Source organism: Verrucosispora sp. ts21 (assembly GCF_002879555.1).
GTDB lineage: Bacteria > Actinomycetota > Actinomycetes > Mycobacteriales > Micromonosporaceae > Micromonospora > Micromonospora gifhornensis.
The window spans coordinates 1-7,842 of the sequence record NZ_PNOZ01000135.1 but is presented as its reverse complement, the minus strand read 5'-3'; the positions used below and the strand labels follow the sequence as shown (position 1 = coordinate 7,842).

Below are 7,842 nucleotides of genomic sequence, written 5' to 3'. Positions count from 1 at the left end.
GTGGTGCGGGCGGGTGGGGCAGCGGATGCGGGGGCGGTGTTGCGGCTGCTCGACGACGCCACGGCGTGGTTGGTGGAGCAGGGACGCACGGGGCAGTGGGGTACGGAGCCGGCGTCCACCGACCCGCGTCGCATCGCGCAGGCCGATGGGTGGGCCAAGGGGGGCGGGCTGTGGTTGGCGCAGGTGGGGGAACGGACCGTCGGGGCGCTGGTGGTGGGCGGCGCCACTGAGTACGTGCCACCAGCCACCGAACCGGAGCTGTACGTGAACCTGCTGGTCACCGACCGCGCGTACGCCGGTGCCGGCATCGGCGGTCGGCTGCTGGCGCACGCCGCCGACCTGGCCCGGGAGCGCGGCGTCGACCTGCTCCGTGTGGACTGTTACGCCGGCGACGACGGCGCCCTGGTGCGCTGGTACGAACGCCAGGGCTTCACCCCCACCACCGGCTTCACCGTGGAACGCCCCGGCCGACCCCCCTGGCCCGGCCAGCTCCTCACCCGCCGCCTCTGACCGTCAGGGGTGAGCGAGTTTGGGGAGGACCTCGGTGCCGAAGGCGTCCAGGAAGGGGCGTTGATCCTGGCCCACGTGGTGCAGGGCGATCTGGTCGAAGCCCAACTCGATGTAGTCCTCCAGCCAGCCGGTGTGGCGGCCGAGGTCGGCAGAGATGTTCACGACCTCGGCCAGCCGGGCCATCGGCACCTGCGCGGAGACCACGTCGAAATGCTCGGGGGTGGCCAGGTCCCAGCAGACCGGTGGAGCGAAGACGTTGCTACGCCACTGGTCGTACGCGATCGCTTCGGCCTCGGCCTGCGTACCCGCCCAGCTCAGGTGCACCTGGAGGTGCACCGGGCCGCGACCGCCGGCCTCCCGGTAGGCGTCGATCATGCGGCGGAGGTGTTCGGTCGGCGCGTTCACCGTGATCAACCCGTCCGCCCACTCGGCGCACCAGCGGGCGGTCTCGACGCTGACCGCGGCGCCCACCAGCGCCGGCGGCTGCTCGGGACGGGTCCAGAGCCGGGCCCGGTCGACCCGGACCAGGCCGTCGTGGCTGACCTCCTCACCGGCCAGCAACGCCCGGATGATCTCGACGCATTCGCGCAGCCGGGCGTTACGCACGTCCTTGCGCGGCCAGGCGTCGCCTGTGACGTGCTCGTTGGCGGCCTCACCGGAGCCCAGCGCGGCCCAGAACCGGCCCGGGTACATCGCGGCGAGGGTGCCGATCGCCTGCGCGATGATCGCCGGGTGGTACCGCTGGCCCGGCGCGTTGACCACACCGAACGACAGCCCGGTGGCCTGTAGCGCGGCACCCAGCCACGACCAGGCGAACCCCGAGTGCCCCTGCCGCTCGCTCCACGGTGCGAAGTGGTCGGAGCACATGGCGGCGGCGAAGCCGACCTGCTCGGCGTGGCACACCGCCTCCAGCAGGGCACGCGGGTGGATCTGCTCGTGGGAAGCGTGGAACGCGATCGCCGTCATGCCGGCCATCCCTACCCAGGCCGGCCCGAAAGTAAGCCGGGCTACTCGGCGTGGGCGCCGGCACCGACACCGGCCGTTCCCTCACCGATCCACACCGTCTTGACGTTGCAGAACTCGTGCATGCCCTGGGCGGACAACTCCCGGCCGTACCCGGAGTTCTTCACTCCACCGAAGGGCATTTCGGGGTACGACGTGGTCATGCCGTTGATGAAGACGGCCCCGGCCACCAGGTCGGTGGCGAAACGTTCCTGTTCCTGCGGGTCCCGGGTCCACGCGTTGGAGCCGAGCCCGAAGGCGGTGCCGTTGGCCACCTCGATCGCCTCGTCGTACGACGACACCCGGTACAACCCGGCGACCGGCCCGAACACCTCCTCGTCCCACATCCGCATGCTCCGGTCCAGGTCGGTCACGACCGTCGGCGGATAGAACCAGCCCTCCCCGGTGGGCTTCTCCCCACCGCAGAGCACGGTAGCGCCCTTGTCGACCGCGTCGCGGACCTGGGCGTCGACCTCGTCGCGGCCCCGCTCGCTGGCCAACGGTCCGACGTCGGTGTCGGCGTCCATCGGGTCGCCGACGCGCAGCGCCGACATCCGGTGCGCGAACGCCTCGGCGAAGGCCTCGTAGACGTCGGTGTGGACGATGAACCGCTTGGCCGCGATGCAGGACTGGCCGTTGTTCTGGCAGCGCGCGGTGGTGGCCACCTCGGCGGCCAGTTCCACGTCGGCCGAGGGCATCACCACGAACGGGTCGCTGCCGCCCAGTTCCAGCACCGTCTTCTTCAGTTCGCGGCCGGCGATCTTCGCGATGGAGCGGCCGGCGGCCTCGCTTCCGGTCAGCGTCGCGGCGCGTACCCGGGGGTCGGCCAGGATCTGCTCGACCGCCTCGGAGCCGACCAGCAGGGTGGTGAAGGCGCCCTCGGGGAAGCCGGCGCGGCGGATCACGTCCTCCAGCAGCAGCGCGGTCTGCGGCACGTTCGAGGCGTGCTTGAGCAGCCCGGTGTTGCCGGCCATCAGCGCCGGCGCGGCGAAGCGCACCACCTGCCACAGCGGGAAGTTCCAGGGCATCACCGCGAGCACCGGCCCGATCGGCTGGTAGCGGACGAACGCCCGGATGGCGGAGACCGCCGTCGCGTCGGCCGGGACGTCGGCGAGGAACTCGGCGGCACGGGCGGCGTAGAAGCGGCAGGCGGCGGCGCACTTGCTGACCTCGGCCCTGGCGGCGGCGTACGTCTTGCCCATCTCGGTGGTCATCAGCCGGCCGATGTCGTCGCGTTCGGCCTCCATCAGGTCCGCCGCCGCGGTCAACCACTGCCCGCGTTGCTCGATCGTGGTGCCGCGCAACTGCTGGTACGCCAGGTCGGCCCGTTCGATCGCACCGCTGAGCTGCTCGTCCGACATCGGCTCGTAGGTCTTGAGCACCTGGCCGGTGAGGGGGTTCGTGGTGGCGATGGTCATCAGGGCTTTTCTCCCGTCACTCGAAGAGCGAGTGCCGTACGCCGGGCTCCTCACGGCGGCGGGCGGCACGGCGGCGTTGGATGACGGCCAGGTCGACGACCGCGACCACCGCGAAGATCACGCAGGCGACGCCGAGCCAGGCCAGTTCGGCGCGGAACGCCAGCACCGCGAAGACGACCATGGTGACGAGCCCGAAGCCGGCCAGCACGAGCCGCAGGTTGAGCGCGCTGTTCGCGTGGCCGACCGTGCCGCGGGCACGCCGGGGCTGTGATCTCGTCATCACTCCCACCTACCCGACAGCACCCGGCCTAACCGTCGGCACCGGATCCGGTGCCGTTTAACACGCTCACCGCCCCGGCGACAGGGGTCTGCCACATCTCCGACAAGGCGGCACGAACGTCACCGGACCCACGCGTACAGTCACCATGCCATTGCTGCGCGCTATGAGGCTGGGGAAGTCATGCCGGGACGCTGGACAACGGCCGCCGTCTGCCTGCTCGCGTTGGTCGCGTTGGCCTGCGAGGCGGGCGGAGAGGTGACACCACGGCCGACCGGCAGCGCCCAGCCCGGCTCCCCCAAGGTGGTCGCCGCCCTCGGTGACTCCATCACCACCGGTTTCGGCTCCTGCCTCGTGCTCACCTCCTGCGAACGCAACTCCTGGTCGACCGGGTCGGGGCTGCGGGTCGACAGCCACTACCGGCGGCTGCTCGACCGCAACCCGGGCCTGCGCGACAAGGCGTACAACCATGCCCGCCCGGGCGCCCGGGCCGCCGCGCTGGCCGGTCAGGCGGAGGCGGCGGTACGCGACCGGGCCGACTACGTGACGGTGCTGATCGGCGCCAACGACGCCTGCCGGGGCACGATCGAGGCGATGACCCCGGTGCCCGAGTTCCGGGCCGAGGTGGACCGTGGCCTGCGGGTGCTGCGCGACGGCCGTCCCAAGGCGCGGGTGCTGGTGGTCAGCATCCCCAACCTGTACCGGCTCTGGGAGGTCGGGCACGACGACTCACGGGCGGCCCGGGCCTGGCGACGCGGCGTCTGTCCGGCGCTGCTGGCCGACCCCACGTCGACGGCGGCGGCCGACCGGGCCCGCCGGGCGGCGTTCAAGGAGCGGGTCGCCGCCTACAACAGGCAACTGTCGGCCGCCTGCCGCGCCTACGGGTCCCGCTGCCGCTACGACGGCGGCGCGGTGCACCGGGTCAAGTTCGACCTGGACCTGGTCAACCCGTTGGACTACTTCCACCCCAACACCGCCGGCCAGTCCCGGCTGGCCGAGGTGACCTGGCGGTCCTCCGGCTACGCCGACTGATCGTCGGCCTCGGGAGAACGGCGGGGCTGGGGAATGTGCGGGTCACCGTGCTGGCGGTAGTGGGCGCGCGAGCGCTCGGCGAGGTTCTTGGTGGCCGAGGAGTTCGCCCAGGTCCCCAGGATGATGGCGGCGCCCGGCACGATCTTGGCGAAGACCCGCTTCGCGGCCCGTACCCCGGCCATCTGGGCGAGCCGGACACCCAGCCGCAGCATCGCCCGGCCGAGTGTCGTCTGGCCGCCACCGCCGAACAGCGCCCCGGCCCGTTCCCGGCCCGCCGCCACCCCCAGGGCCAGCCGGGCACTCGCCGCCGCCTTGTGCACCTTCTGCAGGACCAGCAGGTCGGCGGCGCGGTCCGGGTGCGCCGGATCGACGCCGTACGCGGCGGCGATGTGCAGCACCATGCGGGCCTGCGTCCAGGCGAGCACGCCGACGTCGAGCACCGCGCCGGGCAGCCCGGCGGCGCCGGAGACGGCACCGGAGAGCCGAGCCTGGTTGACGAACCGGCGTACCGCCTGCTCGGCGAGGGCTTCGGCGGTGACCTCGGGCCGCTGGGCGCGGGCCTGCCGGACCCAACCGGCGGCCTCCGGGCCGAGCCGGCGCACCGCCTCCAACGCGAGATGCTCGGGGGCGTACTGCGGGTCCTGGCGCATCCGGTCCCAGAGGGTGACCGGTGGCGTCTCGGGGGCGTCGCCGGCGGGCCGGGGTCCCGAAGTCGCCGGGATACCGGGCTGTCCGTCGGCCGCAGCCGGGTCGCTCATCGACTCTCCCTTCCGTGGTGCCGACTCATGTGTACCCCGACACCGCAACGCCTTATTCAGGCAGGGTCGGGTCGAATCCGGGCCGCGCGGACCGGCGCGGCAGGAATGCGCCAGGATGGCGGGTACGTTCTGGCGATCGGGGAGCCGTGAACGAAGGTGACCCGTTACGCGCAACCAGGGAGGCCGCACCGGTGCTCGACCCACACGAGCTCTACGAACTCACCGACGATCTGCCCGACCTCGGACAACCGGTACTGATCCAGGCACTCACCGGTTTCGTCGACGCCGGCAACGCCAGCCGGCTGGCCCGCGAGCAGCTGCTGACCTCGCTGGAGTCCCGTCCGATCGCCCGCTTCGACCTGGACCAACTCTTCGACTACCGTTCCCGCCGCCCGGTGATGACCTTCGTGGAGGATCACTGGGAAAGCTACGACACGCCCGAGTTGGTGCTGCACCTGCTGCACGACGACGACGAGACCCCCTTCCTGCTGCTCACCGGGCCGGAACCGGACCTGCAGTGGGAACGGTTCGTCGCCGCCGTCGCCGGGCTCTCCACCCGGCTGGACGTACGCCTCACCGTCGGGCTCAACTCGATCCCGATGGCGGTGCCCCACACCCGGCCCGCCGGAGTGACCGCGCACGCCACCCGCCGCGAGCTGATCGTCGGCTACGAGCCGTGGCTGCAGCGGGTCCAGGTGCCCGGCAGCGTGGGTCACCTGCTGGAGTTCCGCCTCGGTGAGGCCGGTCGGGACGCCCTGGGCTTCGCCGCGCACGTGCCGCACTACGTGGCGCAGGCCGAGTACCCGGCCGCCGCCGAGGTGCTGCTCGCCTCGGTGTCGCGCAGCACCGGGCTGCTGCTGCCCCGCGACGGGCTGCGCTCGGCCGCCGAGGCGGTCCGGGTGGAGATCGACCGTCAGGTGGCGCAGAGCGAGGAGGCCGCCACGCTGGTCCAGGCGCTGGAGGAGCAGTACGACGCGTACGCCCGGGGTCGGGAAGGCAAGAACCTGCTGGCGGCGGAGAACGGCCCCCTGCCCACCGCGGAGGAGCTCGGCGCCGAACTGGAGCGTTTCCTCGCCGAGCAGACCCGCCCCAACAACGAATGAGGATGTAAGGAAGGGCCCCTTGTTAACGCCTGGTGCAGAGCAGGGGCCCCCTGTTAACAACCTCAGGGTGGCGGCGCACGGAGCCGCCCCCGATACGGCAGGCTGGCACCATGCGTCTGGCGACCTGGAACGTGAACTCGGTGAAGGCCCGCCTGCCCCGGCTGCTGGACTGGCTCGCCGGCACCGAGCCGGACGTGGTCTGCCTTCAGGAGACCAAGTGCCCCGACGGCGCCTTCCCGGTGGCCGAGGTGGGCGACCTGGGTTACACCGTGGCCAGCCACAGCGACGGCCGGTGGAACGGGGTGGCCATCCTGTCCCGGATCGGCCTGTCCGACGTCACTGTCGGCTTTCCCGGTGAGCCCGGCTTCCCCGAGCCCGAGGCCCGAGCCATCGCCGCCACCTGCGACGGGGTACGCGTCTGGTCGGTGTACGTGCCGAACGGCCGCACCCCCGACGACCCGCACTACGCCTACAAGCTGGCCTGGCTGGCGGCGCTGCGGGACGCGCTGGACGCCGAACTGACCGACGGAACGGCCCTGGCGGTCTGCGGCGACTTCAACGTCGCCCCGACCGACGACGACGTGTGGGATCCGGCGCTGTTCGCCACGTCGACCCACGTCACGCCGGCCGAGCGGGCCGCCCTGGCCGCATTGCGTGACCTCGGCCTCGTCGACGTGGTGCCCACCCCGATGAAGGGGCCGCACCCGTTCACCTACTGGGACTACCGGGCCGGGATGTTCCACCAGAACAAGGGCATGCGGATCGACCTGGTGTACGCCTCGGCGCCGTTCGCCCGTACGGTCCGCTCGGCGTACGTGGACCGGGAGGCCCGCAAGGGCAAGTCGCCCTCCGACCACGCCCCGATCGTCGTCGACGCCAGCCCCACCCCGATCGTCGAGACGTTCTGACCGGGGGCGAAGGAGCGGCTCTGCGCCGTGGCAGGCGCTGGGCGCGTCTAGGGTGAGGGCATGGCAGTCGTGAAGATCAACGCAATCGACGTACCGCCGGGGGCCGGCGAGGAGTTGGAGAAGCGGTTCGCCGCGCGGGCGCAGGCCGTGCAGAATTCGCCCGGATTCCTCGGCTTCGAGCTGCTGCGCCCGGTCGCCGGCGAGAGCCGCTACTTCGTGTACACCCGTTGGGCAGTTTTCAGATAGAGAGATAGTCACTCTGGGTTACTCTTGCCGATCATGATTACAACTGCCATGACCTGTGGTTTTGCATGATCATCACGTCGCTACTGATGATCGACAGAAGTTGGGCCACCAGGGGCGCACTGAGCGGCGTACGCGGCCACCCCACCCGTTGACCCTCACCAGGTAGCCGCTCGCCCTCCGGCGCTCTCAGGCCACCTGGCGGACAGCAGCCAACGAACCAGACCCAGACACATCAAGATCACCCAACCAACGGACCGGGTGATCTTGAAGTTCGTGGCTGTTTCGTTATACAGATGAGGATAACTATATTAAAGATCAATTCCACTGTGACTGGTGGACGGTAGGCTCCTGACCCACCAGAGGGGTCGAAACGATGTTGATCTTGGAGACTCGCAGGTCACCCCTTCTGCAACATCACTGACGCAAGATCGGCGTACTTCTCTAGTGCCCAATCGAGCTGAGGACAGTCGGCCCGACCTCGACATGCGGAACAGGCACCTACGCCCCAGACGCCATCGAGGGATCTCGTCCAATCAGGTGATCTCAGCAAGATTCGGGTAGGTAGCGGTATTCGAAGTGAGTCAGGTG

The 7,842-nt window shown here is 70.7% G+C and carries 8 protein-coding genes and 1 pseudogene; 5 read left to right on the top strand and 4 right to left on the bottom strand.

The features are described from left to right. Entirely contained in the window at positions 1-510 is a 510-nt protein-coding gene (locus C1A38_RS29840; protein ID WP_102661020.1) for a GNAT family N-acetyltransferase, read from the top strand. Between the two features lie 3 nt (positions 511-513). On the opposite strand, the gene C1A38_RS29835 is transcribed toward C1A38_RS29840, so the two are convergent. From C1A38_RS29835 to C1A38_RS29825, 3 genes are read right to left on the bottom strand one after another with little or no spacing between them, the layout of a single operon-like run. After that, positions 514-1,476 carry a TIGR03885 family FMN-dependent LLM class oxidoreductase gene (locus C1A38_RS29835; RefSeq protein ID WP_102661021.1) on the bottom strand — a complete coding sequence of 321 codons (963 nt, stop codon included), beginning with the start codon at positions 1,474-1,476 and terminating at the stop codon, positions 514-516. Between the two features lie 41 nt (positions 1,477-1,517). Further along, on the bottom strand, positions 1,518-2,930 hold the full coding sequence (locus C1A38_RS29830; RefSeq protein WP_102661019.1) for an NADP-dependent succinic semialdehyde dehydrogenase: 1,413 nt from the start codon (positions 2,928-2,930) through the stop codon (positions 1,518-1,520). A 16-nt stretch (positions 2,931-2,946) separates the two neighbouring features. After that, the gene (locus C1A38_RS29825; protein WP_102661018.1) at positions 2,947-3,210 is read right to left on the bottom strand and encodes a DUF6343 family protein; all 264 of its coding nucleotides are present in this window, start codon (positions 3,208-3,210) and stop codon (positions 2,947-2,949) included. Between the two features lie 180 nt (positions 3,211-3,390). Here C1A38_RS29825 and C1A38_RS29820 point away from each other — a divergent pair, with 180 nt between their 5' ends. Then, positions 3,391-4,239, top strand: a complete 849-nt coding sequence (locus tag C1A38_RS29820; protein WP_102661017.1) for a GDSL-type esterase/lipase family protein — start codon at positions 3,391-3,393, stop codon at positions 4,237-4,239. Here C1A38_RS29820 and C1A38_RS29815 read toward each other — a convergent pair. Next, positions 4,227-4,997: an EcsC family protein gene (locus tag C1A38_RS29815; protein ID WP_102661016.1), complete on the bottom strand. Its 771-nt coding sequence runs from the start codon at positions 4,995-4,997 to the stop codon at positions 4,227-4,229. The two genes, C1A38_RS29820 and C1A38_RS29815, sit on opposite strands and share 13 nt — an antisense overlap. A 191-nt stretch (positions 4,998-5,188) precedes the next feature. On the opposite strand from C1A38_RS29815, the gene C1A38_RS29810 reads away from it, so the two are divergent. The 3 genes and pseudogenes from C1A38_RS29810 to C1A38_RS29800 form a co-directional block, all read left to right on the top strand. Further along, positions 5,189-6,100, top strand: a complete 912-nt coding sequence (locus C1A38_RS29810; RefSeq protein WP_102661015.1) for a proteasome assembly chaperone family protein — start codon at positions 5,189-5,191, stop codon at positions 6,098-6,100. A gap of 110 nt (positions 6,101-6,210) precedes the next feature. Next, positions 6,211-7,008, top strand: coding sequence for an exodeoxyribonuclease III (locus tag C1A38_RS29805; protein ID WP_102661014.1), 798 nt, complete (start codon positions 6,211-6,213; stop codon positions 7,006-7,008). A gap of 60 nt (positions 7,009-7,068) precedes the next feature. Beyond that, a pseudogene (locus C1A38_RS29800) lies at positions 7,069-7,239 on the top strand (antibiotic biosynthesis monooxygenase family protein); the annotation flags it as partial. Positions 7,240-7,842 lie beyond the last annotated feature (603 nt).

Coding starts and splice junctions, on each gene's coding strand:
- C1A38_RS29835 (WP_102661021.1), bottom strand. CDS start 1,476: ATGACGGCGATCGCGTTCCACGCTTCCCACGAGCAGATCCACCCGCGT.
- C1A38_RS29830 (WP_102661019.1), bottom strand. CDS start 2,930: ATGACCATCGCCACCACGAACCCCCTCACCGGCCAGGTGCTCAAGACC.
- C1A38_RS29825 (WP_102661018.1), bottom strand. CDS start 3,210: ATGACGAGATCACAGCCCCGGCGTGCCCGCGGCACGGTCGGCCACGCG.
- C1A38_RS29820 (WP_102661017.1), top strand. CDS start 3,391: ATGCCGGGACGCTGGACAACGGCCGCCGTCTGCCTGCTCGCGTTGGTC.
- C1A38_RS29815 (WP_102661016.1), bottom strand. CDS start 4,997: ATGAGCGACCCGGCTGCGGCCGACGGACAGCCCGGTATCCCGGCGACT.
- C1A38_RS29805 (WP_102661014.1), top strand. CDS start 6,211: ATGCGTCTGGCGACCTGGAACGTGAACTCGGTGAAGGCCCGCCTGCCC.